A 23,932-nucleotide genomic window follows, 5' to 3' on the forward strand; every position below is an offset into this window, starting at 1 on the left:
GTCGCCGGGGTGCCGGTAAACCCGTCCGGCGGGCCATTCACGATCGTAGCCGCTGCGGGCCGCGGCAGCGGAATCTCCTGAGACCTGCGCCACACCCGCTGGCGGAATTCAGGGGCGCCTGGCCGCGTTGTACAAGATATTCACCCGACTCCTTGAAAGGACGACGCCGTGCTTGAACGGATTTCCGGTTCCCTGCTGGACCCCGATGCGCTCTATGCGAGCAACATCGAGCTGTTCCACAGCCCGGCGCTCCGCGGGCTGAACCTGGTGATGGGCTTCACCGGCTTCGCCGATGCCGGCCACGTGGTGAAGCAGATCAATGCGGAGCTCCTGGACACCCTCGACGCCGAGACGGTGGCGGTGTTCGACGCCGACCAGCTCATCGACTACCGCTCGCGGCGGCCCCACATCTCCTTTGTGGAGGACCACTTGCAGGACTATCAGCAGCCGAAGCTGGCGCTGTACAAGCTGACGGACGGGCTCGGCAGCCCCTTCCTGCTGCTGGCCGGTTTTGAACCCGACCTTCAATGGGAGCGGTTCGCGCGCGCCGTCGTCGGCATTGTGGAAAAGCTGGACGTGAACCTCGTGACCTGGATCCACTCCATTCCCATGCCGGTGCCGCACACGCGCCCGGTGGGTGTGACCGTCCACGGCAACCGTCCGGAACTGATCGAAGGCATCTCGGTCTGGAAGCCCACCGTTGACGTTCCGGCGGCCGTGGGCCACATTCTGGAGCTGCGGCTGATGGAAGCCGGGCGCAATGTTGCCGGCTACGTGATCCACGTTCCGCACTACCTCGCTGAGGCGGAGTACCCGCCGGCCGCCGTAGCCGGACTCGAATTCCTCGGTGCCGCGACGTCCCTGATGCTGCCGGCGGACCGGCTGCGCGAAGCGGGCCGGGAAGTGGGCCGCCAGATCGCCAAGCAGGTGGCCGCCTCCGACGATGTGCAGCAGGTGGTCACCCAGCTGGAGGAGCGCTACGACGAGAAGGCCGAAGGCACCGTCCGGCGCTCCCTCTTGGCCGATGAAAATGACGAACTTCCCAACGGGGACGAACTGGGCGCGGCAGTGGAGGCCTACCTGGCCCGCGAGAACCCGCACCCGTAGCCCGCCCCGCGGCGTCCGCCTGGCAGACACTTGCCCTGGTCCGGGCAGCAGCCCGGGCATAATGAGGGGGTGACTGCACCCCGAGCCTGGCTGATCTGGACGATCGGCATCTTCGCCTACCTTGTGGCCGTCTCCCAGCGCACGTCATTCGGTGTGGTGGGACTTGAGGCCACCGAGCGATTCCATGCCGGCGCGTCCGCCATCTCCTTCTTTACGGTGCTGCAGTTGCTGGTCTACGCCGGCCTGCAGATCCCCGTGGGCCTGCTGGTGGACAGATTCGGCTCGCGCGCCATGATCGCCGGTGGAGCCGTCCTGATGGGTCTTGGCCAGCTCCAGCTGGCCTTCGCCGACACCATCCCCGGCGGTGTGGCGGGGCGGGTTCTGGTGGGCGCCGGGGACGCCATGACCTTTATTTCCGTGATCCGCCTGATTCCGTTGTGGTTCGCGCCGGCCAGGGTTCCCCTGGTCACCCAGCTGACGGGCATGTCAGGCCAGCTCGGGCAGCTTTTCAGTGTGCTTCCCTTCGCCTTTGTCCTGCATTCCTTCGGCTGGACCTCCGGTTTCCTGATGCTGGCGGGCATGGCGGGCATGGCGGTTGTCCTGGTGCTGGTGTTCTTGAAGGACCACCCGCCCGGTGCGCCCGCGCCGCAGGCGCAGCAGGGGTTGAAAGCCACAGGCGCCTCGCTCGCGCGGGCCTGGCGCCAGCCGGGCACCAGGCTGGGGATGTGGAGCCACTTCACCATCCAGTTCAGCGGCACCGTCTTCGCCATGACCTGGGGATATCCGTTCCTGATCTCGGGGCAGGGCCTGGATGCCGGAACCGTGGCCGGCCTGATGACCTTGTACGTTGCGGCGGCGATGGCGGTGGGCCCCTTCATTGGGCAGTTCGTCTCCCGCCACCCGCTTCGCCGGTCAACGATGGTCCTGCTCATCGCCGGCGCCACGGCCGCTGCCTGGGCCGCGGTGCTGCTGATGCCTGGCCGTTCCCCGCTATGGCTGCTGGCGTGCCTGGTGGTCGTCCTGGCCATCGGGGGGCCAGGCTCGATGATCGGGTTTGATTTCGCACGGACGTTCAATCCGGCGCACAGGATCGGAACCGCAACGGGCATCGTGAACGTGGGCGGCTTCATCGCGGCCCTCGTGGCCATCTTCCTGATCGGCCTGGTGCTGGACGTACTGCTGGCCAGCGGCTATTCCGGCGGCGTCCTGTACGGGCTGGAACCGTTCCGGATCGCACTCAGCGTACAGTTCCTGCTGCTGGGCTTTGGCGCCGCCATGACGATTGTCTGTCGGCGCAAAGTACGGCGCCAGATGGCAGCGCAGGGTGTTGTGGTGCCGCCGCTCCTTCGGGCCATGGCGCAGCAGCGGCGGGCGAACCAGCGTCGCCGGCCGTCCGTGTCCAAGGACCGCGCGGGCAAAGACTGACACCTTTCCCGCACAGGCAGGTTATTCACATACGGTAAGTTGGCGCTTCACCGCGGCTCGCGCGGCACCAAAGCTGGAACCATGAAACCTTCAGAACACCTGACCGTCCGAGGCCCTGAAGACATCCTCGGGTTCATTCCGCATTCCCTGGGCTACTGGCCGGCCGACAGCCTGGTTGCGATGACCCTGCAGGGGAACCGGCTGGGAGCAACCCTGAGGCTGGATCTTCCCGGCCCGGAAACCCTCGCGGACCCGCGGGACTACGCCCGCACGGTGCGCGACTACCTCCTGGCTGACGAGAATGCCGATGCCGCCCTGCTGGCCTGTTTCACCAACGACGGCTGGATGGAACCACCTGGAACATACCGCGGGCTGTTGGATGCACTTCAGATGGTTCTAGGGGCCGCGGGGATGCCGGTGCGGGACGCCTGGTATGTCGGCGACGCCTTCTGGCGTGAGGCTTTTTGCACCGATCCGTCCTGCTGCCCCTCGCCGGGCCGGTCTGTTCAGGCGATCCGGGACAGCATGCTCAATGCCGAGATGGTCTTCCGCGGCAGCAGCGTCGGGCCCGCGCCGGAGGCCGGGGCGCATCCTCCACCCCTGCTTTCCGGCGAGGACCGGGCAGCCGTCCTTGCCTCTGAGGCCACGTGGGCGGCACAGCTGGACCGGCGACGGGGGAGCAGGGAACAGTTCGGCCAGCTGATGGCCCAGTGGGAGGCCCTGCTGGCCAACGAGCCGGGGCCTCTGCCCGTCAATGACGTTGCCTTCCTACGCGCGTCGCTCCGGGTCCCCGCCTGGCGTGACGCCGTCCTGGTGATGGCCGCCGCCGGTCAGGCGGCTGCCCTGGCGGGTGCCGAGGTGTTCGGGATCTTCGATGTCGGCTGCATCCTGGCTCCGGTGGGGCCTGTACTCCCGGGGCCCTTACCATCCGGACTTCCAGCGCCGGGAGCCGGACTGGCAGTACGGGAGCCTGCCGGAACAGGTGCTACCGGACCCCGTACTCGCAGCATGCCTGGCATTCCAGGATATGGCGAAGTCCTGTTGGGACTGGACCCGGTGGTTCCTGCCTGGCACACCCTTAACAGCCTGGACAATGTGCTGGAACAGCTGTCGGCGTGCGGCGGGCAGGCTGGTGCAGCCGCGCTGACCGGGCGTGGGTGGATCGCGTGGTGCAGGGGGAGAGGCTCCTACGCTGCTGCGTACCTCGGCCGCGCCCTTGACGAGGAGCCAGGCTACCGGCTCGCCGAACTCATGCTGGAGCTGGTCCGGCGCGGCACCCTCTGCGGCTGGGCTGCACGGAAGGAGGCCGCCTGGCGGAAATTCGAACCGGATGCAGCCTGACCGGATTCCGCCTGACCGGTCTGGATGGGGGCAGCGTTGAGGTCGGGTTTGGGAAAACCGTGAGACAATGGTTGCCGAGACCCGGTTGGGTCCGTGAATCAAGTGCATGTGATGAAGCCCAGTCGGGAACATTACAGCCGCCCCGGCAGTTCTACTTGTAGACTCTGCCGGCCGTGGTTGCACCTGATACTCATCACGGACTTGACAGGGTCATAGTGGTGTTGCCCGTATGGTGATTCCACAGACCGCCGCTAGAAAGGTTTTCTGTGACCCCGTCTTCCGCGAAGAAGGAACCCGCCGCCCAGGACGATTTGTCCCCTGAGGCGAAGCAGGCTGCAACGAACGCCAAGCGAGCAGCGACGCGGGCAGCCAACAAGGCCATCAAGGATGGCTCCGGTGACACCGGTTTGGACGGCAAGCCCGAGCCCAAGAAGCGCGGGCCCAAGCCCGGCGCCAAAGCCGCTGCCGAAGCAGCCGGAAAATCAGCCCGCGGCGCATCGGACGATGATGAGGACGTTGAGGAGGACCTCGACGACATCAACATCGCCGACGACAGCGAGATCAACGCCGCCAAGGCCGCGTCAGCAGCCACCGGCAAGGGTTTTGTCTACTCGGATGCCGATGATGACGACGCCCCTGTCCAGCAGGTGATGTCGGCCGGCGCCACGGCTGACCCCGTCAAGGACTACCTCAAGCAGATCGGTAAGGTTGCGCTGCTCAATGCCGAGCAGGAAGTTGACCTCGCGCTCCGGATCGAAGCCGGACTCTTCGCCGAAGAGAAAATCAACGCCGACGACGGCTCGATGGACCCCAAGTTCAAGCGTGAACTTGAGTTCGTCATCCACGACGGCAAGCGCGCCAAGAACCACCTGCTCGAAGCCAACCTCCGCCTCGTGGTGTCGCTGGCCAAGCGCTACACCGGCCGCGGCATGCTGTTCCTGGACCTCATCCAGGAAGGCAACCTGGGCCTGATCCGCGCTGTCGAGAAGTTCGACTACACCAAGGGCTTCAAGTTCTCCACGTACGCCACGTGGTGGATCCGCCAGGCCATTACCCGCGCCATGGCAGATCAGGCCCGCACCATCCGCATCCCGGTGCACATGGTTGAAGTCATCAACAAGCTGGCCCGCGTGCAGCGCCAGATGCTTCAGGACCTGGGCCGCGAACCCACGCCCGAAGAGCTGGCCCTCGAACTGGACATGACTCCCGAGAAGGTCGTCGAGGTCCAGAAGTACGGCCGCGAACCGATCTCCCTGCACACCCCGCTGGGTGAAGACGGTGACTCCGAGTTCGGTGACCTCATCGAGGATTCCGAGGCCGTGGTTCCCGCCGATGCCGTGAGCTTCACGCTCCTGCAGGAACAGCTGCACTCCGTCCTGGACACCCTGTCCGAGCGCGAAGCCGGCGTGGTGGCCATGCGTTTCGGCCTGACCGACGGCCAGCCGAAGACTTTAGACGAAATCGGCAAGGTCTACGGTGTTACGCGTGAGCGCATCCGCCAGATCGAATCCAAGACCATGTCCAAGCTCCGCCACCCGTCACGGTCGCAGGTGCTGCGGGACTACCTGGACTAGATCAGGACTCAGGCAGCGCGGGTCCCCTTCGGTCCATCGTCTTCGGATGGATGGGCCGGAGGGGACCCGCGTTTTCCTGTCTGCGGCTTCATGGCAAGTTCACGACAAAAGAGGACCCCTCCGGCTGGAGGGGTCCTCTTCGAGGTGTATCAGGTTGTGGTGCGCCTGGTCAGTCGACGGAGACGGGAGCCTTCTCGTGAAGCCTGCCCGTCTCGTCGTGCCAGTCGGAGCTCAACGGCCTCAGCGTGGCCTCGATTGCACGGGCATGGTGGCCGCAGAACAGCAGCTCACCGCCGGAGGACTCGAGTACAACGCGGACATATGCCTGAGCCCCGCAACGATCGCACCGGTCCAGTGCGTTGAGTGTGCGGTCTGCCACTGCTGTTGTCATGTCGGCCTCCTTAGTAGATCTGTATGTCTATATAACCAGTATTCGTACCAATCCCGTCGCAAGGACGGGTCAAGTTCGCTGTCCGCGTAGCCACAAGAATGGATCAAGGCGCCGGTTTCGGTTACGGAAAGATAACGAGTGGCCTTGCCCACAGCCCGTGGGAAGTGTGGCAGCCCTTTCTCTGCTGCCGCGCCGACTAGGCTTGATGGAGCGCCCGCAGCGCCAGCTGTTCCGTCACTGAAGGAGTTCACTACCCGTGGCACCAAGTTCTGATTACACCGCCCGGCACCTTTCTGTCCTGGAGGGCCTCGAAGCCGTCCGCAAGCGCCCCGGCATGTACATCGGTTCCACCGATTCGCGCGGGCTGATGCACTGCCTGTGGGAGATCATCGACAACTCGGTGGACGAAGCGCTTGCCGGATTTGGGCACGACATCAAGATCATCCTGCACGCGGACAACTCGGTGGAAATCCACGACGACGGCCGCGGCATCCCCGTGGACATGGAACCCAAGACGGGGCTCACCGGCGTCGAGGTGGTCTTCACCAAGCTCCATGCGGGCGGCAAGTTCGGCGGCGGATCCTATACGGCCTCCGGCGGCCTGCACGGCGTGGGCGCCTCCGTGGTGAACGCCCTGTCTGCGCGCCTGGACGTTGAAGTGGACCGCGGCAGCAAGACCTACAAAATGTCGTTCCGCCGCGGCGAGCCTGGGCGCTTCAAGGACCAGGGATCCAAGCTGGACCCGTCGGCAGTGTTCGCGCCGTTTGTGGACGGCTCGGTGCTGGATGTGGTGGGCAAGGCGAAGCGTGGTGTGACCGGGACCCGGATCCGCTACTGGGCGGACCGCCAGATTTTCACGCCGGACGCCAAGTTCTCCTATGACGAACTGGCCGCACGGGCACGACAGACCTCCTTCCTGGTACCGGGACTCAAGCTCACCGTCCGCGATGAGCGCAGGCTGCCCGGTACCCCCGGTGAGGCAGCCGGCCACGAAGAGGTGTTCCACCACGACGGCGGCCTGTCAGAGTTCGTCGAGTTCCTCGCCGCTGATCCCGCCGTGACCGACGTCTGGCGGCTGCACGGCTCAGGCAAATTCAAGGAAACCGTGCCGGTACTCGACGAACGGGGCCACAGCCAGCTCGCCGAGGTTGAACGTGACTGCGAAGTGGACGTGGCTCTGCGGTGGGGCATCGGCTATGACAGCACCGTCCGCAGCTTCGTCAACATCATTGCCACGCCCAAAGGCGGAACCCACCAGTCGGGCTTCGAGCAGGCGCTGGTCAAGACGTTCCGGAAAGCAGTGGAGGCCAACGCCCGCAAGCTGAAGGCCGGCAACGACAAGATCGAGAAGGATGACATCTTCGCCGGCCTGACAGCTGTCCTGACGGTCCGGCTGGCCGAACCTCAGTTCGAAGGCCAGACGAAGGAAATCCTGGGCACCTCCGCCGTCCGCGCCATCGTCGCGAAGGTGGTGGAGCAGGAGATCACCGCAAAGCTGAATTCAGCCAACCGGAACGACAAAGCCCACTCAGCGCTGCTCCTGGAAAAAATCGTCAGCGAGATGAAGTCCAGGATTTCCGCGCGCGTGCATAAGGAAACCCAGCGGCGCAAGAATGCACTGGAAACCTCGTCCATGCCCACCAAGCTTGCCGACTGCCGGACGGACGACGTCGACCGTTCCGAACTCTTCATCGTGGAAGGCGACTCCGCACTGGGAACCGCCAAGCTGGCGCGGTCCTCGGACTTCCAGGCGCTGCTGCCCATCCGCGGCAAGATCCTGAACGTGCAGAAGGCGTCCGTAGGGGACATGCTGTCCAACACGGAGTGCGCTGCGCTGATCCAGGTAGTGGGTGCGGGATCCGGACGCAGTTTCGACATCAACGCGGCCCGGTACGGCAAGGTCATTCTCATGACCGACGCTGACGTCGACGGCGCCCACATCCGGACCCTGCTGCTGACACTCTTCTTCCGGTACATGCGCCCCATGATCGACGCCGGACGGGTCTATGCTGCCGTGCCGCCGCTGCACCGGGTGGAGGTCATCAACGCCGGGCAGAAAGCCAACGAGATGATCTACACCTACTCGGAGGCGGAACTCCACGTGCTCCTGGCCCGGCTGGCCAAGGAAGGCAAGCGCTACAAGGAACCGATCCAGCGGTACAAGGGCCTGGGCGAGATGGACGCCGGACAGCTTGCCGAGACCACCATGGACCCGCGGCACCGGACGCTGCGCAAGGTGGGGATCGAGAACGCCAAGCATGCCGAAGACACGTTCGACCTGCTGATGGGATCCGATGTTGCCCCCCGCAAAGACTTCATCATCGCCGGCGCCTCCAGCCTGGACCGGGAGCGGATCGACGCCTGACGGCTCACGCCGGGGGGATCAGCCCAGCAGGCCCGGCACGATCAGCAGGGCGGTGGGCACGGCCAGGAGCAGGGCGGAGCCGGCAAGCACCATCCCGCGGGCGGCGGCAGGCAACTGCGGCTCAGGGGACAGCAGCCGGCTGACCCGGGAGATGGTGGTCCGGGCAGAACCTGAGACGGCGCCGGTGGGCGCCTCAAGCCCGTCCAGGGCAAGGCCGGGGTGCGCGGACGGTATGGCGGCGGCCGCCATGCTTCCCGCCATCCCCGCCCCCATCCCTGCCGTCATACCTCCGGTAGGTCCGCTGGCAACAATGGCGATCGCCTTGATGAGCGTGGCCTTGCTTTCCGTCTTCAGCGCGACGTCGTCCGCCAGCATTTCGATGAGCGAGTTCACCGCCTCCTGAGCGAGGCGGGTGGTGGGCAGCCAGGGGAGCGCCTGGCGCCACGCGGCAAACGCCCAGAGCAGGAGATGGTGGCGCTGGTTGAGGTGGGCATTCTCGTGGCTCAGGACGGCCCGCAACTCAGCCGGCTCCAGCGCGGCCATCAGGCCGTCCGAGAGCACCGTGACGGAGCGGGCCCCGCCGGGCAGGCAATAGGCGACGGGTGAATCGTGGCTGATGACCACCGTGCGGGCCGCGTCGACGGACGGAGCGGCCAACAGTGCCAGGAGTTCCCGGTGCCGACGCCGCTGCCGTTCGATCTTGTAGTAGGTCAGCAAGAGGGTGAAGACCAGGTGGGCGGTGAGCAGCGCCGCGGCGGACAGGGCGAACAGATGCCAGAAGCCCAAGGCCGTGGTGGGCGCGTTGAAGAGGACCATATCCGCCAGCCCGCGAAGCCCGGAGATGAGGTTGTCTCCGATCGGTTCAAGCCCGTAGACCAGCATGGCGCCGATCATGGACAGCCCGCCCGCAAGTGCTATGGCCTGCCACAGCAGCATGGCCGTGAACGGTGACCGGGCAGGCCACGAGGCACGGGAAAGCAGGATAGGCACTGGCCACGCCAGGACTATCGCGAGGACCGCCAGCAGGTACGAGGTCCAGAACATGGTCCGCTAGATGTGGCCAAGCAGCTTGCGCAGTGTTTCCGCTTCACTGTCCGTCACGGAGCCGATGAACCGTGCCAGCACGGCTTCACGGTCAGGCGCTGAGCCCAGCACTTCGTGCATCAGCTCCGCCGTGTGGTCTTCCCTGCTGGAAACGGCCTGGTAGCGGTGCGGACGCATACCGCGTTCCCGCTCCACAAGGCCCTTCTTCTCAAGCCGTGAGAGGACGGTCAGGACCGTTGTGACGGCAAGCTCCTTGCCCTCATGTCCGGCAGCATCCCCTTTTGCCTCGGTGGTTGTTGCCAGTCTGTCGCGTAGGGTATTCGCGGTGGCTGCTTCGTGGCCCGCCCAGAGCAGATCCATCACTGCCCGTTCCAGTTCGCCAAGACTTGCCATTGCAGTACTTCCTTCGATTTCCCCGCACCGGGCCGTTGACGGCCGCGGTGACTGCACCGTGCGCTACAGATACAAGAACAAATTTACCTGTTTTTCGCCTAAGTTTCTACGTGCGGTAGAACACTCGGCGCGCCGCGGCCTTGTGGGAGCCACTTTCAGGTGGAACTGTTGGTTTACAGTGCCCGCCGCATTGTTCTACACTCTGTAGAATTCAAAGTTCTACGTCACGTAGAAAAATTGCACCGCCAACCCGAGGGACTGCTGTGGAAGCTCTGGAAATCGCACGCTGGCAATTCGGCATCACCACCGTCTACCACTTCATGATGGTGCCGCTCACCATCGGACTGGGCCTGGTGGTGGCCGTGATGCAGACGATCTGGCACCGCACCGGCAAGGTGGAATACCTCCGGATGACCAAGTTCTGGGGCAAGCTCTTCCTGATCAACTTCATCATGGGCGTGGCCACCGGCATTGTGCAGGAGTTCCAGTTCGGCATGGCCTGGAGCGAGTACAGCCGCTTCGTGGGAGACGTGTTCGGGGCGCCGCTGGCCCTGGAGTCGCTGCTGGCCTTCTTTGTTGAGTCCACGTTCCTGGGCCTGTGGATCTTCGGCTGGAAGCAGCTGAAGCCGGCCATCCACCTGGCCTGCCTCTGGGTGGCCGTGGTGGGATCGGTGTTCTCCGCCTACTTCATCATCGTGGCCAACAGCTGGATGCAGCATCCGGTGGGCGCGGAGATCATTGACGGCCGGCCGGTCATGACCGACGCCTGGGCCGTGTTCACCAACAACACGGCCCTGGTGGCCTTTCCGCACACGCTGATGGGAGCGCTGGCAGTTGCCGGCGGTTTCCTTCTGGGCATCGCCTGGTACCACCTCTGGCGCAGGCGCACGGACGGCATCGACACCATCGGCGCCGACGGGAAGGTGATTCCCGGCGAAGCGGCCATCCCCGGCCGGGACCGGACCGATTACAAAGTGTGGATCCGCTCGTTGCGGATCGGCGCCGTCGTCGCCATGATCTCGTTCGCCGGCACCGCCCTGACCGGCGACCTGCAGGGCAAGCTCATGTTTGAGCAGCAACCCATGAAGATGGCCGCGGCCGAGGGCGCCTGCCACGACGGCACCGGTTTCTCCGTGCTCAGCGTCGGGAACCTTGGCTCGAAGAACTGCGATGAGATTGTGGCCCTGATCGAGGTTCCGGGCATCCTCTCCTTCCTGGCCAATGGCGACTTCACCACGGAAGTCAGGGGCGTCAACGGACTCCTGGACCAGTACAAGGCCGACTACGGAACCCACCTGCCGGACAACCCGATCTACGGCGAGCGGGCCGGCCAGGAGATCGAGTATGTCCCGGTTATGGAAGTCACCTACTGGGGCTTCCGGATGATGATCGGCTTCGGCGGTATTGCGGCGCTGGCGGCGCTTCTCGCGCTCTGGGTGACGCGGAAGGGTACGGTGCCTGCCTCGCGCTGGCTGATGCGCCTGGCGGTGTTCGGCATACTGGCCCCGTTCGGCGCCAACGCGGCCGGCTGGATTTTCACCGAGATGGGCCGGCAGCCGTTTGTGGTGGCCCCCAACCCGGACCTGAACGGGATCGACCAGGTGTTTATGTTCACCGCTGCGGCCGTCTCACCCGGAGTCTCCGCCGGTGAACTGCTGACGTCACTGATCGTCCTGACCGCCGTCTACGCCGCGCTGCTTGTGGTGGAGGTCAAGCTCCTGGTCAAGTTCATCCGGGGCGGCGTGGTGTCCGCGATGCCGGAACTTGCCCACACCCCGGACGACGAAAACGGGGACACCAACAAGGGCCCCGGCACCGGCAAGCCCGCCGACGACGTCCTGGCATTCGCCTACTAAGAAGAGCAGAGGATACTCGAGCATGGAACTGCTGCCCACCATCTGGTTCATCGTCATCGCGGTGCTTTGGACCGGCTACCTCTTCCTTGAAGGCTTTGACCTCGGCGTGGGAATGCTGATGAAGCTTTTCGCGCGAAACAACACCGAGCGCCGGGTCCTGCTGAACACCGTCGGCCCGGTCTGGGACGGCAACGAGGTCTGGCTGATCACGGCCGGGGCCGCAACGTTTGCGGCGTTCCCGCTGTGGTACGCCTCGCTGTTTTCCGCCCTGTACCTCCCGCTTCTGGTGGTGCTGGTTGCCCTTATCTTCCGTGCCGTGGCGTTCGAATACCGCGGCAAGGGTGACAGCGACACATGGCGCGCGCGCTGGGACTGGGCCATCGCCCTGGGCTCCTTCTTTGCCGCCTTCGGTGTCGGCGCCGCCCTGGCCTTGACCACCACCGGCCTGCCGCTGAATGCGAACGGTGACCGCGAAGGCGGCGCGTTCGCCTGGTTCAGCGGTTACGCCGTGCTGGGCGGGCTGGCCGTGGTGGGATTCTCCCTGCTGCACGCGCTGGCGTTCCTCGCACTGAAGACCGACGGCGACATCCGCCACCGTGCGCGCCGCTGGTTCGTCCAGCTGCTTCCGGTCCTGCTGCTGCCTTTGGCAGGCTGGGCACTCATCATCCAGTTCCTGTCGGGCAAGGCGTGGACCTGGGCGGCCGTGATCGTGGCCGTCATTGCCGCAGCAGCCGCTTGGTTCCTGGCACGGCGGGGATCCGAAGGCAGGGCGTTTATGGCGATGGGGGTCTTCCTCATCCTCGGCAGCGCGTCAATCTTCGGTGCGGTGTTCCCGGTGGTGCTGCCCTCCACCCTGGACCCTGCCTTTGACCTCACTGTTGCCAACGCGTCGTCGTCCGAGTACACGCTCGGGCTCATGAGTGTGGTGGCAGCCGTTGGCCTGCCCCTCGTCATCACCTACCAGGCGTGGACCTACTGGGTGTTCCGGCGCCGTGTCAGCGCGTCCCAGATCCCCGCGGCGCACAGCTTCCTCCCGGCCATTGCCGTCCGGGCATTCACCACGAAGGGCTGACCGGCCGTGCGCCCAGACTTTCCGGCCGGACCGGCCACGCGCTCCGCCATCTACTGGCTTGGCCTGCTGGCAGCGCTGAAGGCGCTGTCACTGGTCCTGATGGGGCAGGCCGTGGCTGCCATGCTGGCCGGGCTGGCTACCGGGAACGGGTCGTGGGCCGAGCAGCTGCCCTGGGGCCTGGCCGGCGTTGTCCTAAGGTCCGCCACTGTCTGGGCCCAAGGCATCGCCGCGCGCCGCGCCGCGCTGGGCATCAAGGAGGAACTCCGCTCCGAGCTGCTGGCCCGGGCCCTGCGGAACGGTGCCCGGGGTACCGGTCCGGCCGATGGCGGGCTGGCCGTCCTGGCTACGCGCGGGCTGGACGCGCTGGACAGCTACTACACGCAGTTCCTACCCGCTCTGGTGAACTGCGCCGCGATCCCGCTGCTGCTCGGGGCCCGCATCCTGTTCTCTGACTGGGTCAGCGCGGTGGTGATTGTCCTGACAGTTCCGCTCGTTCCGCTGTTTATGGTGCTGATTGGCCGCTATACCGAGGACCATGTCCGCGAGGCCCAGGAAACCCTGACCCGGCTGTCCGCACACATGCTGGAACTGGCCAAGGGCCTTCCCGTGCTGGTGGGGCTGGGCCGTGCCACCGCGCAGCGCAAGGCCCTGGAGGAGATCTCGGAGGAATACCGCGCCAGGACCATGGGGACATTGCGCACCGCATTCCTGTCCGCACTGGCGCTGGAACTGATCGCAACCATTTCCGTAGCAGTGGTTGCCGTATTCATCGGCGTCCGTCTGGTGCACGGCGACATGCCGCTTGAGGCCGGCCTCCTGGCGCTGATTCTTGCGCCGGACTGCTACCTGCCGCTGCGCGAGCTGGGCACCGCCCACCACGCCAGTGATGACGGCCGGGCGGCCCTCGCCGAGACCAGGAAGGTCACCGAAGCACCCGAGCCGCAGCCGCTGCCCGTACAGGGACGCGAAGCTGCCGCGTCCGACGGCGGCAGCCGGGGTTCCGTGCCCGGGTCCGGGGGAGTGACGGTCACCGACCTCAGTGTCACGTACTCCGGACGGTCCGCTCCCGCCGTCGGGCCGTTAACGTTCACTGCCCCGCACGGGCTGATCACCGCCCTGGACGGTCCCAGCGGCGCCGGCAAAAGCACCGTCCTTGGCGTGCTGGCCGGGACCATCGGGGACGGCGGCGGAACCACAGTTTCCGGCCGCCTCTCCGGCCTGGCACGGGACGCGGTCGCCTGGGTCCCGCAGCATCCGGTGATGGTGGCGGACTCCGTGCTCGAGGAGGTCATGCTGTACCTCGGTGGCGGAAGGGGCTCAGATACTCCGGCAGCCGCCCAGGCGGCCATGGATTGTCTGGCCGCTGCGGCTGCCGGGCACCTTGCCGGCCGCCATCCGGCCGAACTGAGCCCGGGCGAGCTGCGGCGCGTTGCGCTGGCCCGCGGCCTGGCCCGCATCAAGTCCGGTGCCACCTTGCTGCTTCTCGACGAGCCCACCGCGCACCTTGACGGCGTGTCGGCGGCGCTGGTGCAGGACTCGATCCGTGCGCTCCGGGGCCAGGTCACCGTCATCCTGGTGGCCCACGATAAGCAGACCCGCGAGGTGGCTGACCACCTGGTACCTGTTTCCGCCCACGGCATCACAGCGCCCTCCGACGGAGCTGTGCTGTCAGCAGGGACAGGGCCGTCCGGAACCGTGTGCGACGGAACCGGGGCCATTGTGGAGCAAGAGCATGCCCCGGAAATTTCCGGGCGTCGCCCGGCGAGGACGCAGAACCTTGCCGCCGCGGATCTCCGGCCAGGCAGGACTGCCCGCCTCGTGGCCGGCCTGCTGGCACCGGTGGCTGGCCGGTTCGCCGGCGCCGCCGTGGTGGGCACTTTTGCCGCCCTTTTCGCCGTTGCCCTGTCCGGCCTCTCCGGCTGGCTCATCATCAGGGCCAGCGAACAGCCGCCCATCCTGTACCTGCTCACTGCCATCGTCGGGGTGCGGTTCTTCGGGATCGGGCGCGCCGTCCTGCGCTACTGGGAACGGCTCCTGCTGCACGATGCCGTCTTCGGCGCCCTCACCCGCCTGCGCGGCCGGCTCTGGGAATCACTGAGCCGCAAGGCACTTTCACTGCGGCGGCTCCTGCAGGGCGGCAACGTCCTGGGTACGGTGATTGACGACGTCGACACTGTCCGCGATCTGCTGCCGAGGGTTGTCCTGCCGCCCACGACGGCGCTCGCCGTGGCCGGTTCGGCGCTGGTGGCAAGCGCCCTCGTGGCGCCTGCCGCGCTGCCGGCCGTTGCCTTGGCAGCAGCTGTCAGCCTGTTCGTGGCGCCGTCCGCCGCCCTGTGGGGGGACCGCCGCTCGGCCACAGCGGAACAGAGCCTGCGGGCAGGCGTCCTGCGGCGCACGTCCGCCGCGCTGGATGCCCGGGCCGAGCTGCACGCGAACGGCATCGCTGCAACGGTCCTGGACGCGCTGCGCTCCGAGGACCGCCTGGCCACCCGGGCATCGCAGCGTTCCGCTTGGGCCGAAGGCCTCGGCCAGGCCATCACCGTCGCCGCCTGCGGCACCGCCGCCTTGGGTGCTGCCGTGCTGACCGCACCCCAGGTGCTGGCAGGAACCATGGAGCCCGCCACCGCCGCGGTTATTGTCCTCCTGCAGCTTGCACTCGTGGAACCGTACGCGGTGATGACGACGGCGGTGCGCCAGTACCCGGCGCTACGCAGCGTTATGGGCCGGGTCGGTGAGTCAGGGGTGCTGGATGGTGGCGCCACGGAAACCGGGGCCGGCGACGGCCTGCATGCTGTCCCTGCCCGTTCCGGTGCCGCCCCGGGGGTTGAACTGGAAGGCGTCGGGGCGGCCTGGCCCGGCGGGGAACCCGTGTTCTCCGGGGTCTCCGCCACGGCCGGACCCGGCACGTGGCTGGCGGTAACCGGGCCGTCCGGCGCGGGGAAATCCACGCTGCTCGCCGTCCTGCTGGGATTCCTGCCCGCCGCCACGGGCCGGGCCGCGGTGACCGGCACGGCGGCCTGGTGCCCGCAGGAGGCACACCTGTTCGATTCGACGCTGCGGGGCAACCTGATGCTGGGCGTCCCCTCCGCAGCGGCGGTGCCTAGTGCTGATGCGCCTGCCGCCGGTGGAGCCGAGCTGGAAGCGGCGCTGGCCGCCGTCGGCCTCAGCGCCCTGGTGTCGCGGCTGCCGGCCGGGCTGGACACCCGGATTGGGCCGGGTGGTTCCTTCCTCAGCGGCGGCGAGCGGCAACGGCTGGCCGTGGCGCGGACCCTGCTGACGGGGGCTGGGGTTATCCTGCTCGATGAGCCCACGGCTCATCTGGACGCACAGTCGGGACGGGAAATGCTGGCAGACCTCCGCGCCGGCCTCAAAGACCGCACGGTGGTCATGGTCACCCACAATCCGGCCGACATCCAGCCGGATGACACCCGGCTGGAGCTCTCGGCGTTGTCCCGGACGGGCCCGGCTGCTTCGCTGGTGGGTTGAGTCCCCTCAGCCGTCCACGTCGTGGAGGTGATGGACGACGTCGTGCAGGAAGTACTGGGCCAGCGTCAGGACCGTGAATTCGGAACCGTTGCTGCGCAGGCCCCGCCGTCCCCACTCTGACTCCCGGACGCCGGCGAAGGACTCGGCAATCTGCTTGCCCTCGGCCGTCAGCTCGGCGCTGACCACGGCGGGATCGGCATTGGCGTAATCCTTATCGACTGCTGTTTGGTCCTGGTCCCAGTTCTCAAATCGGGCGCCGTCGGCGTCGAGCATAAGGTTCAGCCGCTGGTCGAACAGCGTGAAGACGTCGCGGACGTGGCAGGCATATTCCAGCGCCGACCACGTGCTGTCATCCGGGCGTTCTGCAACGTCAGGCCGGCGGAGGACGGCCCGCCAGCGCGGGAGCATGTTTTCCACGCTGCCCGGCACCGTGGCCGGTGTGGCGGTGACAGCGTCGAAGGAGCACGCGGGGCACGGCCGGGAGAGGACCCAGGTCCAGTCCTTTTCATCAGGAATGATAGGCATGGCAGCAGTCTAGGACGGATCGCTCCAGGCCATGGCCGGACCCACCGCGTCCACTGCCTGGGACAGCGGAATCCCCGAACCGTCGCGCCGGCCGTGCTCCTGCGGCAGCGACCTGGCAATACCGGCGAGCGATGAGGCCTTCGCGGGGCCGTGCCCGGCCCACGCCAGCAGCAGCGTGTCTTCGCCCTTGAGGAACCTGTGGGCGCGAACGCCGGCTGTTGCACGGCCCTTGGCAGGGTATTCGGCGAAGGCCGTCACTTTCGCCGCACCCGGAGCGGTGCCCGGCAGGGCGCCGCTCGTGCCGGCAATGGTGACCACCACGGCGTCGTCGTCGGCGGCGGTGACCGCCCCGAAGAACAACACCTGGTCCCCGGCGCCGAGCTTGATACCCACCATGCCGCCTGCCGTCCGGCCCTGGGCCCGGACGTTGGCGGCGCTGAAACGGAGCAATTGAGCCTCACGGGTCAGGAACACCAGATCGGTCTCCTCAGACCCGGCCGGCGCCACACCCACCACCTCGTCCTTGTCCTTGAGCGCAATGACTTCCCAGTCCTCGCGGTTCAGGGGGTAATCGGGCTGGACCCGCTTGACCACACCCTGGGCGGTGCCGATGGCCAGGACTTCATCCAGCGGGGCGAACGCCACCAGCGCTTCACCCTTCAGCAGCGTGAGGAAGTCCTTGGCCGGAACACCGCCGGCGAGGTTGGGCAGGCCGGACATCGGCGGCAGCACCGGCATGTCCATGACCTGAAGCCGCAGCATCCGGCCCTGTGAGGTGACCGCCGCTATTTCCCCGCGGGCCGAGGTCTTGACCACTGAACGGAAAACGTCGTGCTTGGCCCGCGGTCCGGACTCGGCGAGGGGCTCCTGGTTGGACGTGCGCGCGATCTGGCCCGACGCCGTCAGGATGGCCCAGCAGGGATCGTCCGAGATCTCCAGGGCGAGCGGCGCGGCCTGGCCTTTGCCGTTGGGGGCGGCCGCCAGGGCTGCCGCCACGGTGGGGGAGACGGCCTCGGATTCGAGCAGGACCGTCCGCCGCGGAGTGCCGTATTTTTCGGCGATTTCGCCGAGTTCGGAGGACACAAGTCCCCGCAACCGTTCCTCGGAGCCGAGGATGGCTTCCAGTTCCGCGATCTCGCGGCGCAGCTCCTCCTGCTCCTTTTCAAGCTCGATCCGGGAGTACTTGGTCAGCTGCCGCAGCCGCAGTTCCAGGATGTAGTTGGCCTGGATCTCGGAAAGGTCGTAAATGGACATCAGCCGGACCCTGGCCGCCGCCACCTCATCCGAGGAGCGGATGATCTGGATGACCTCATCGATGTCCACGATGGCGATCAGGAGGCCCTCCACCAGGTGCAGGCGGTCCTTCTTCTTGCCCAGCCGGAACGACGTCCGCCGGCGCACCACATCGATCCGGTGCTCCACGTACACGGAGAGCAGCTTTACCAGGCCGAGGGTCTGCGGCTGGCCGTCCACCAGCGTCACGTTGTTGATGCCGAAGGAATCCTCCATCGGCGAGTAGCGGTAGAGCTGCTGGAGCACGGCGTTCGGATTGAACCCGTTTTTCAGCTCGATGACCAGGCGCAGGCCATGCTGGCGGTCCGTCAGGTCAACGATGTCACTGATCCCGGTCAGTTTCTTGCCATTGACGGCGTCTTTGATCTTCTCGATCACCTTTTCGGGGCCCACCATGTAGGGAAGCTCGGTGACCACCAGGCCGGTGCGCCGGGCCGAGAGCTGCTCGATCTCCACCTTCGCCCGGGTCTTGAATGAACCGCGTCCGGTGGCGTAGGCGTCCCGGATGCCGTCCAGGCCCACGATCCGGCCGCCTGTTGGCAGGTCCGGCCCCGGTACAAAGCGCATGAGGTCATCGAGGGTCGCGTCCGGGTGGGCGATCAGGTGCCGCGCGGCGGAGATGACCTCCACCAGGTTATGCGGGGCCATGTTGGTGGCCATCCCGACGGCGATGCCAGTGGCGCCGTTGACCAGCAGGTTGGGGAACGCGGCCGGGAGGACATCGGGCTGGGTCAGCTGATTGTCGTAGTTGGGGACAAAGTCCACCACGTCTTCGTCGAGGTGGTCGGTCAGCGTCAGGGCTGCTGCCGCGAGCCGGGCCTCCGTGTACCGGGGGGCCGCGGGACCGTCGTCGAGGGAGCCGAAGTTGCCGTGGCCGTCAATCAGCGGCAGGCGCAGCGAGAAGTCCTGGGCCATCCGCACCATGGCGTCATAGATGGCGGTATCGCCGTGGGGGTGGAGCTTGCCCATGACCTCTCCCACCACCCGGGCGCTCTTGACGTGGCCGCGGTCCGGACGCAGGCCCATCTCACTCATCATGTACAGGATCCGGCGCTGGACCGGCTTGAGCCCGTCCCGGGCATCAGGCAGGGCCCTGGAGTAGATCACCGAATACGCATACTCCAGGAAGGAGCCTTCCATCTCGGACGTAACATCGATGTCCACGATGTTCTCGACGAAATCCTTGGGTGCGTCCCCGGCAGGGGCTGGGCTTTGGCGGCGGGCCATAGGGCTGGTGGATCCTTCTGGGTTACGGGTGGTGCTGTGGTCTGGGCGCAGGTGTGGAGGATAACTCCGGGCACACGGCCTGCACCGTCAGTTTGTGGTTAGGCTAAGCCTATGGTGGATCAGCCCGGGGACGGCGAATATCCGGAACATTGGGAAGCCGATGTCGTGCTCCGTGACGGCGGCACAGCCCATCTGAGGCCTATCCACCCCAGCGATGCGGACGCGGTCCAGGCTTTCCACACCGGGCAATCGCAGAACTCAATCTACATGCGCTTCTTCGCATTCAAGGCCCGGCTGTCCAGCAAGGAGCTCAAGCGCTTCACCGAAGTGGACTACAAGGACCGGGTTGCCCTGGTGATCACCTTCGGCGGCGAAATCCTGGGGATCGGCCGCTACGACAGGCTGGATGACCCCCTCGAAGCCGAAGTCGCGTTCAACATCGCCGACGCCCACCAGGGCCGGGGAATCGGCTCAATCCTGCTCGAACACCTTGCCGCAGCCGCCCACGAAAACGGGATCCGCCGCTTCAGCGCCGAAGTGCTGCCCGAAAACCGCAAAATGCTGATGGTGTTCGCCGACGCCGGCTACGACGTCAAACGCCATTTCGACGACGGAGTGGTGAGCCTGGAGTTCAACATCGACCCCACCGAAAAGTCCCGGGCGGTGATGGAGTCACGCGAGCACCGCGCCGAGGCGAGGAGCGTCCGGGACCTGCTGGCGCCTTCGTCCATTGCAGTCATCGGCGCGAGCCGCAAGTGGGGGACCGTGGGGTACCAGCTGCTCGAACACATCATTGAAGGCGGTTTTTCCGGGCAGGTCTACGCCATCAACCCGGAGGCACTGGAGCTCGCCGGAATGCTGTCCTTCAGCCGGATTTCCGAGATCCCGGAGCCGGTGGGGCTGGCCGTGATCGCCGTCCCCTACGAGGAAGTGGCCACCGTGGTTGACCAGTGCGCCGCGGCCGGGGTCAAGGGGCTGGTGATTGCCTCCGCGGGCTTCGCGGACGACGGCGAACGCGGCCTCACCCGCCAGCGCAACCTGGTCCGCAAGGCCCGGGCCAACGGCATGAGGGTGATCGGGCCCGCGTCCCTGGGGATCGTGAACACCCATCCCGACGTGAAACTGAACGCCTCCATGGCGCCCTCACTACCGCGGCGCGGGGGCCTGGGCCTGTTCAGCCAGTCGGCGGCGATCGGTGTTTCCCTCTACGCGGCGTCTCACCGCCGCCGGCTGGGCCTTTCCACGTTCCTGTCGGCGGGCTACCGCGCGGACGTCTCCGGCAACGACATGATGCAGTTCTGGGAGGACGACGCCGACACCGCCGCGGTAGGCCTCTACCTGGAGTCGATCGGGAACCCCCGCAAATTCTCCCGGATCGCCCGGCGGCTCGCCCGCACCAAGCCCGTGGTGGTGGCCAAATCAGAAACCATGGGCCTGCGGCTGCCGCCCGGCCACGCAGTCCGGACCACCCAGGCGCCTGCCGGTGCGCTGGACGCCATGATGCGCCAGGCCGGCGTCATCCGGGTCGAGACAATCGAACAGCTGATGGACATCACCCAGATAGTGTCCGGCCAGCCGCTCCCGGCGGGGCCCGGACTGGCCATTTTCAGCAACTCCCTGGCGCTGGGCAAAGTGGTGGCGGACAGCGCCGAGGCCCACGGCCTGACTGTGGATGGCATCGTCACCGACGTGGATCTCGACGCCGGCATGTCACTGGCGCTGCCGGCCCTCCGCCGCAGCCTCCAGGACACCCTCGCATCTGACACCGTCCACGCCGTGGTGGCCGCGCTGCTGCCGGTGCGCGGCCTGACCGTGGACCACATCGCCGAGGTCCTGGCCGAATGCTCGGCCGCCGCCGGAAAACCGGTAGTCGCCGCCTTCACCGGCATCCTTGATTCCTCGATCTACGTGGAGGGCATGGTGGGAGGTGAGGGCCGGACAGTTCCCTGCTTCTCGAACGCCGGTGCGGCTGTGGCGGCGCTCGCCGCCGTGGTGCGCTACGCGGAATGGGTGGCACGGGACCCCGGCCACTTTGTCCAACCTGACGGCTGCGATCCGGAAGGCGCACGGATCCTGCTGGACCAGCTTCTGCGCGATGTCCACGGGGAGCAGCTCAAGACCCTCGATCCGGGGTCCGCGGCAGAGCTGCTGGCGCACTACGGCATTGCGGTGCTCCCGTCCGCCGGTTTCGACTCAGAGGACGAGGCGGTTGCTGCCGCCGGCAGGCTGGGCTGGCCGGTCGCGCTGAAAACCACCGACCCGGCGCTGCGCCACCGCCTGGACCTGGGCGGAGTCCGCCTCGACGTCGAGGATCCGGATTCCCTCCGCCGCAACATCGTGCAGATGCGGCGCTCACTGGCACCCTACGGTTCGTCGGCCCTGGAGGTGCAGTCCATGGCGCCGGTGGGGCAGGCGTGCACGTTCCGGGCCATTGAGGATCCGCTGCTTGGACCGGTGGTCTCCTTCGGGCTCGCCGGGGACGCCGTCAACCTTCTGGATGACTGGGCACACCGCGTTCCTCCGCTGTCCGCGGCCGATGTGAAGGACTTCATCCGTGGGCCCCGGGCCGTCCGCAAACTCTTCGGCTACCAGGGCCTTCCCGCCGTGGACATTGACGCCCTGGAGGAAGTCGCCGGGCGGTTGGCCTGGATGAAGGACAACCATCCGGAAATAGCCCTGGTGGAATTCAACCCGGTCCTCTGCGGAACCCGGGGCGTGTCCATCCTGGCCGCTGATATCCGGATCGGCAACGCAGCCCAGCGTACCGACAGCGCCCGTCGGGCCATGCTGGGCTGACCGCGGTTAGCATGTCCCCGGCCGATCTGTGAAAATGGGGGGATGAGCTCACAGCCTTCCCCGTCGACGCCTTCCACCTCCGGCAGTGACAGCCAGGCAACCCGCCCCCACAGCTCACACAGCCACACGCCCCAGGGGCAGAGCCTGGACGGTGCACTCCAGAAGGCTGGTTTCTACCCGCGCCTGGTGGCCGACGTCGTTGACGACGCCCTGGACGGCCGCGAATGCGTGGCCCACCTGGTGCACCTGGAAACCCACTTTGACCGGGCCGAAGTCCGCCGCCACATCACCGTGCTGGTCCTGACCTCAGACATGCTGGTGATCACCCACGTGGACGACCAGCAGCTCGATGAGGCCGGCGAACAGATCGTGGCCCAGATTTCCACCGAATCCGTGCCCGTCGCGCAGATCCGCTCCGTGGTCCTGAGCTACATGTACTCCCAGCCGCAGGACTACAAGCCCTCGGATCCGGTCCGGGAAGTCACCCTCGCGATTGCCTGGTCCGGCGGCCAGCGGCTGGACATCGGCCCCGCCAGCTGCGGAGACCCGCAATGCGAGGCAGACCACGGCTACAGCGGCACCATTGCCCAGGAGGACATCGTCCTGCGGATCAGCGCCGAAGCCGACGGTCCGCAGGCCGTCCAGGACGCCAAACTCTTTGCCCGCGCCCTGCGGGCCGTGAACACCGGTTCCACGGCTCCCGTGCCGCACGCCGGCCAGACGCTCCAGCCCCGGCCCCGGACGGGTGTGTTCGGAAACCGGCTCAGCCGCGGGCACCAGCAGCGCTGAGATGCCGGACCAAGGGAAAGCAACAGTCTCCTCAGCCTCTTCCGCCGCGGTTTCCCAAGGGGCCGCCCCGCAGCTGAGCATGCCGCCCGCGCCTGCCTTTGGCCGGCGGTCCATCGGGGATGTCCTCACCAGCGCGGCGGCCAGCCTCGGGGTAGAAGGTTTCACGAACTCCCTGGGCCTTCCGCCGGCGTCGCGCGTCTGCGTGGTCCTGGCCGACGGCCTGGGCCGGAACCTGCTCAAACAGAAGTCTGCCCACACGCCCTTCCTGCGCTCCGTGATGCAGTCCGGGCAGGGGGAAGTTCCCGTCTGGCTGGACTCCACGTTCCCCTCAACCACGGCCGCTGCCCTGGCCAGCTTCGGCACGGGACTCCCGCCCGGCCAGCACGGAATGGTGGGCTATGACGTCCTGGACCCGGACCAGGACAAAGTCGTCAACATGCTCGGCAACTGGGATGCCAAGGTGGACCCCGCTGAGTGGCAGCCGTTTCCTACCGTCCTCGAACGGGCTGCCGATTCAGTTAATGTGACCACGGTCAGCCTGCCGCAGTTCGGCAACTCGCCCATGACGCAGGCGGCCCTCCGCGGCGGGAATTTCGTCTCAGCCGTGACGGCCCACGCGCGCACAGAAGCCGCCGCCGAAGCCATGGACACAGCCGGGAAGTCCCTGATGTACTTTTACGTCAACGAACTGGATAAGGCCGGCCACCGGCACGGTTGCCAGTCCGAACAGTGGGAACACCAGCTCGAAGAGCTTGACGCAACCGTCAAACGGCTGCACGCGTCGCTCCCGGCCGGGACCACCGTCGTGCTCACTGCGGACCACGGGATGCTCGACGTCCCGGAACAGCAGCGGATCGACTTCGCCGCGGACGCGTCGCTTGTTGACGGCGTGCGGCATACGGCGGGGGAGCCCCGGATGGTACATCTCTACCTTGAGGATCCGGCAGACGCCGCGGGCCGGGAGCGCTTGCTGGGCGCGTGGCGTGCCCGTTTCGGCGACAGGATCTGGGCCTTTACCCGGGAGGATGCCATCGCCGCCGGACTGTTCGGGACACTGCGCCCGGCCGTCGGGCCCCGGATTGGCGACATCATGATTGCAGCGCGGGACGCGCTGGCCCTCTACGACACGCGCCGCGGGCGCCCGGCCGCCATGGAGGTGGTGGGCCAGCACGGCTCGCTGACCAAAGCCGAACGCGAAGTACCGCTGCTGTGCTTTAAGGCCGAAGGCAAGCCACGGCGACGCTGAGG

16 protein-coding genes are annotated in these 23,932 nt (G+C 66.8%); 11 read left to right on the forward strand and 5 right to left on the reverse strand.

Features of this window, described 5'->3' with window-relative positions; translation table 11 throughout:
* Positions 1–168 precede the first annotated feature (168 nt).
* From CXR02_RS10440 to CXR02_RS10455, 4 genes are all read left to right on the forward strand, one after another.
* Positions 169–1,107: a proteasome assembly chaperone family protein gene (locus CXR02_RS10440; protein WP_104061946.1), complete on the forward strand. Its 939-nt coding sequence runs from the start codon at positions 169–171 to the stop codon at positions 1,105–1,107.
* 69 nt (positions 1,108–1,176) lie between these two features.
* Positions 1,177–2,532, forward strand: coding sequence for a nitrate/nitrite transporter (locus CXR02_RS10445; protein ID WP_104061947.1), 1,356 nt, complete (start codon positions 1,177–1,179; stop codon positions 2,530–2,532).
* Between the two features lie 81 nt (positions 2,533–2,613).
* A complete protein-coding gene (locus tag CXR02_RS10450; RefSeq protein WP_104061948.1) occupies positions 2,614–3,873 on the forward strand; it encodes a DUF4192 domain-containing protein in 1,260 nt (419 codons plus the stop codon).
* A 266-nt stretch (positions 3,874–4,139) separates the two neighbouring features.
* Complete coding sequence (locus CXR02_RS10455; protein WP_104061949.1) at positions 4,140–5,447, forward strand: RNA polymerase sigma factor; 1,308 nt, start codon at positions 4,140–4,142, stop codon at positions 5,445–5,447.
* A 169-nt stretch (positions 5,448–5,616) separates the two neighbouring features.
* Here CXR02_RS10455 and CXR02_RS10460 read toward each other — a convergent pair whose 3' ends face one another.
* The gene (locus CXR02_RS10460; RefSeq protein ID WP_056345317.1) at positions 5,617–5,838 is read right to left on the reverse strand and encodes a hypothetical protein; all 222 of its coding nucleotides are present in this window, start codon (positions 5,836–5,838) and stop codon (positions 5,617–5,619) included.
* Positions 5,839–6,094: 256 nt separating this feature from the next.
* Between CXR02_RS10460 and CXR02_RS10465 the strand changes: the two genes are divergently transcribed.
* Entirely contained in the window at positions 6,095–8,203 is a 2,109-nt protein-coding gene (locus CXR02_RS10465) for a type IIA DNA topoisomerase subunit B (protein WP_104061950.1), read from the forward strand.
* A gap of 18 nt (positions 8,204–8,221) precedes the next feature.
* Here the strand turns inward: CXR02_RS10465 and CXR02_RS10470 are convergent, their stop codons facing one another.
* Complete coding sequence (locus CXR02_RS10470) at positions 8,222–9,247, reverse strand: M56 family metallopeptidase (RefSeq protein WP_104061951.1); 1,026 nt, start codon at positions 9,245–9,247, stop codon at positions 8,222–8,224.
* A 6-nt stretch (positions 9,248–9,253) separates the two neighbouring features.
* Positions 9,254–9,640 (reverse strand): BlaI/MecI/CopY family transcriptional regulator, encoded by a 387-nt coding sequence (locus CXR02_RS10475; protein ID WP_056345326.1) that lies wholly within the window; start codon positions 9,638–9,640, stop codon positions 9,254–9,256.
* A 263-nt stretch (positions 9,641–9,903) separates the two neighbouring features.
* Here CXR02_RS10475 and CXR02_RS10480 point away from each other — a divergent pair, with 263 nt between their 5' ends.
* From CXR02_RS10480 to cydD, 3 genes are read left to right on the forward strand one after another with little or no spacing between them, the layout of a single operon-like run.
* Positions 9,904–11,496: a cytochrome ubiquinol oxidase subunit I gene (locus tag CXR02_RS10480; RefSeq protein WP_104061952.1), complete on the forward strand. Its 1,593-nt coding sequence runs from the start codon at positions 9,904–9,906 to the stop codon at positions 11,494–11,496.
* Positions 11,497–11,518: 22 nt separating this feature from the next.
* Positions 11,519–12,568 carry a cytochrome d ubiquinol oxidase subunit II gene (gene cydB, locus CXR02_RS10485; protein ID WP_104061953.1) on the forward strand — a complete coding sequence of 350 codons (1,050 nt, stop codon included), beginning with the start codon at positions 11,519–11,521 and terminating at the stop codon, positions 12,566–12,568.
* Between the two features lie 6 nt (positions 12,569–12,574).
* The gene (gene cydD, locus CXR02_RS10490) at positions 12,575–16,054 is read left to right on the forward strand and encodes a thiol reductant ABC exporter subunit CydD (RefSeq protein ID WP_104061954.1); all 3,480 of its coding nucleotides are present in this window, start codon (positions 12,575–12,577) and stop codon (positions 16,052–16,054) included.
* 6 nt (positions 16,055–16,060) lie between these two features.
* Here the strand turns inward: cydD and CXR02_RS10495 are convergent, their stop codons facing one another.
* Complete coding sequence (locus CXR02_RS10495) at positions 16,061–16,579, reverse strand: DinB family protein (RefSeq protein ID WP_104061955.1); 519 nt, start codon at positions 16,577–16,579, stop codon at positions 16,061–16,063.
* A gap of 9 nt (positions 16,580–16,588) precedes the next feature.
* Complete coding sequence (locus CXR02_RS10500) at positions 16,589–19,099, reverse strand: DNA topoisomerase (ATP-hydrolyzing) subunit A (RefSeq protein WP_104061956.1); 2,511 nt, start codon at positions 19,097–19,099, stop codon at positions 16,589–16,591.
* Positions 19,100–19,210: 111 nt separating this feature from the next.
* Between CXR02_RS10500 and CXR02_RS10505 the strand changes: the two genes are divergently transcribed.
* The 3 genes from CXR02_RS10505 (at position 19,211) to CXR02_RS10515 (ending at position 23,930) form a co-directional block, all read left to right on the forward strand.
* Positions 19,211–21,895 carry a bifunctional GNAT family N-acetyltransferase/acetate--CoA ligase family protein gene (locus CXR02_RS10505; protein ID WP_104061957.1) on the forward strand — a complete coding sequence of 895 codons (2,685 nt, stop codon included), beginning with the start codon at positions 19,211–19,213 and terminating at the stop codon, positions 21,893–21,895.
* 42 nt (positions 21,896–21,937) lie between these two features.
* Positions 21,938–22,684 carry a DUF5998 family protein gene (locus tag CXR02_RS10510; protein WP_104061958.1) on the forward strand — a complete coding sequence of 249 codons (747 nt, stop codon included), beginning with the start codon at positions 21,938–21,940 and terminating at the stop codon, positions 22,682–22,684.
* A gap of 79 nt (positions 22,685–22,763) precedes the next feature.
* Positions 22,764–23,930 carry an alkaline phosphatase family protein gene (locus tag CXR02_RS10515; RefSeq protein ID WP_258060914.1) on the forward strand — a complete coding sequence of 389 codons (1,167 nt, stop codon included), beginning with the start codon at positions 22,764–22,766 and terminating at the stop codon, positions 23,928–23,930.
* The last annotated feature ends 2 nt before the right edge of the window (positions 23,931–23,932 follow it).

Origin of the sequence: Arthrobacter sp. 4R501, assembly GCF_002929755.1 — a bacterium.
In the GTDB taxonomy this organism is placed as follows: Bacteria; Actinomycetota; Actinomycetes; order Actinomycetales; family Micrococcaceae; genus Arthrobacter.